At 30.6% G+C, this 3,165-nt stretch carries 1 protein-coding gene and 1 pseudogene; one reads left to right on the forward strand and one right to left on the reverse strand.

Annotation, left to right across the window (positions count from 1 at the left end):
• Positions 1-140: 140 nt before the first annotated feature.
• Positions 141-696: pseudogene (locus tag ACFIL7_RS03230) on the forward strand (type ISP restriction/modification enzyme); the annotation flags it as partial.
• Between the two features lie 152 nt (positions 697-848).
• Here the strand turns inward: ACFIL7_RS03230 and ACFIL7_RS03235 are convergent.
• Positions 849-1,499 (reverse strand): hypothetical protein, encoded by a 651-nt coding sequence (locus ACFIL7_RS03235; RefSeq protein WP_375632701.1) that lies wholly within the window; start codon positions 1,497-1,499, stop codon positions 849-851.
• Positions 1,500-3,165: the final 1,666 nt, after the last annotated feature.

A 3,165-nucleotide genomic window follows, 5' to 3' on the forward strand; every position in this document is an offset into this window, starting at 1 on the left:
GACAACAAGAAACACTCCATTATTATCGCTTGATAAGAAAAATAGCATGACAATCGCTTATTTACTAAAATAAGAAAAAAAACGCGATAATAGTACAGATATAGGTTTAAAAATTGCCTCTCTGCTTACTTACTAAAACCATAACAAAAGATGATCTGTTTTATTATGTTTACGGTCTTTTGCATTCAGAAGATTATCGGCACCCGTTATGCTGATAATTTATGCAAAGAATTGCCTCGTATCCCTTGCGTAAAAACGGCTGATGATTTTTGGAAATTTGTGACAGCAGGGCGTGAACTCGGTCATTTGCACATGAATTATGAAACTGTAAAACCTTATCGCGTAACCTTTAAAAAAGGTAATCCAAAATTAACTGACATCCCTAATCCAGAAAAGTTTTATTATGTGACTGAAATGAAATTTGCTGGGAATAGTAAGGAAAAGGATAAATCAACTGTTATTTATAATAGCAATATCATCATGACAGATATCTCTCTTGAATCGGTTATGGGGCGTCAATGCGTTAAGACAGATAAAAAGAGTGGCATTGTTAATGATGCCAATCGCTATGCTGTTGAAACCGTTGGCAACCCTGCCTACCCTCTAGAGTTATTGCAGAGGGTTATTACCGTAAGTTTAGAAACAATGAAAATTGTTAAGAACTTACCAAAATTGGAAATAAGAGAAACTGAATAACTTATAAAGCATGCTCACATAATGGGTATGCTAAACGCATAAGGGGTATAAGGTCTTATACCTATAGGTTCCTATACCCCCTTTATACATTGCTTACATATAATCTTAATATGCGTTATTCTAAAAAGAAGAAACTTGCACTTTTAGATACTCTACTTTGGGACGATAAGCCCCTCTTTGGCTAGTTTCTCGACAGTTGTTTCTGCAACGCTTACTATGAGATTAGAAAATGATGCAAAAGCATTTCCATTGCTAGAGCCTTTTGCTAGCCATATGGTTTCTTTGTTTTTTGTATTGTGAATAAGGTAAACACTAACGCTTATGCCGGGCTTACTAATATTATGTCCACCGCTCACATAACCTGGTGTCGTTACAGTTCTTATGGTAGTAAAGTGTCCAACTTCCGAAATAGTACTTGTAGAGGTTCCTGGATGATATGTTGGCGGGATATACGTCTGTGATATAGCACGATTATCAACGCTAACTATTAGGAGTGCATCTGCGCCTTTATTTGTTATAATTTTCTCTTTCTCGTTATAGGAATAATTACGAGTTGGAGGGAAAAGTTCTAATCCTCTCAATATCTGTACATTGTATTTAACGAGGGATTTCTCAAAGGTGTCTTCAAGTTCTTTTTGCTCAAAAATAGACATGCCAACACCTCCTATAACCACCTTTTTGGTTTGAAATCGTCCCTTGTAGTTTGGATCAACAATTCCGGTCAAGTGTGTTACTTGATTATCCCAAGGACCACAAGCTGTGAGTATTAACAAACAAAATAAAATAAAAAACTTCATCATCATAAACCTTTGATTAATATCAAAAGTCTAATAATGTATTTATAATTCAAATTAAAGATACGATTTGAACTTTTCAATAATTTTTTTAGATTGTTTTGCAAAATTTAAGAAATCCACTCTTAAATAGAATTAGATTTTTTTACATTGCCTTTAAGAGGTTATACCGTAATCTAAAATGGATAGCTTTATTGTTATCAAAAGCTTTGTTTAAAGTGTGTTATGTATATTCATTTTGCTTATAGGTTTTGAAGGTGTAAAAACCGTCACCCCTCCCTCAAAACGTATATTATTGATTGAATTTAGAGGTTATATTATCAATATGGGTTGTTTTTTTAAGATCTATAAAATATTAACATATTGAAAAATAACATTTTTAATTTTTATCGTTTTTTTATCTAAAAGGGGCAACCCTCAAAACTCAAAAAACCGTCAAAACTCATAACCATAATGATCTTGATAGCATCTCTTATGAGTTACAAGCTATCTTTTGAAAAGCTTTAAAGAATCACATGATTTTCATAAAGCACGTTGTAATCATTCTCTAAATCATAAGGTTATTATTCAAAAGAACTGATTAAAATGCATAAAAGGGATTTTGATAACGTAATCAATTTTTAATTTCATACGCTTTTCATAAGACACGTGTTAATCACTCACTAAAAATATAATTTTATCTTTTAAAAAGAACTAATCAAAATAACAAAAGCCTATTAAAAAGGATTTTGCTAATCTCTATAATTATCAGTTTCTATTGAGATGTTTTCATAAGTGTTTTCATAACAGACAATAAATCGCAATTATCCTATTTATCATTTCTCTTATGAACATGAAAAATGATGCCATGGCTATAAAGAACATAACAACTATAGAGAAAGCAAAAATGCAAATGAAAGCATTTGTTATAAAGACAGTCCCTATAAAGGCTGTTAAGTCTAAAATGTGTTATTAAAAGAAATTAACAGAAATCTTAAAAGCCATTTAGTGACAAAATTGATAGGTTATAAAGTTTAAAATACGCATTATGAGAGCGTTTCTAAATATTATAAATGTATAGATTCAGAAAATACGCAATCGTTTCATAAAACCTATAATATAGCTTTAAAAGCACATAAATATAAAAGAAGCAATTAATAAGCATAAGATATTATCAATACACAACGTATTTAAAAAATANATAAAACCTATAATATAGCTTTAAAAGCACATAAATATAAAAGAAGCAATTAATAAGCATAAGATATTATCAATACACAACGTATTTAAAAAATACAAAAAAATATCAAAAAAGTTTATAAATTAATTGACAATAAATACGTATTTTGTTATATAAATAACCAAGTGATGAAAACACTTTCGAATAGCGAATAGGTTGCGAAAAAACCTTTTCCATTTCTTTTAAAACACTGACTATCTTTTATGCTTTTGTTAGTATATGAGAATTTTGTCGGGTGTAGTTACACCATACAATACCCATTTATGGGAAAAGTGTAACGACGGACTTACTGCCGTGTTTGTTAGCACCCGGCGCCTCTATAGAGATGCCAATAACAAACATTTAATCAGTAAGGTTTTAATTATGAAAAATATATCAAAAAACACCCCCGTTATCTCTAATATTTCAAATGAAACCACGTCTGTTAATCAACAAGAGCCTGCAAAAAAATATGAA

The organism is Bartonella sp. AP3QHHD (assembly GCF_042195765.1).
In the GTDB taxonomy this organism is placed as follows: Bacteria; Pseudomonadota; Alphaproteobacteria; order Rhizobiales; family Rhizobiaceae; genus Bartonella.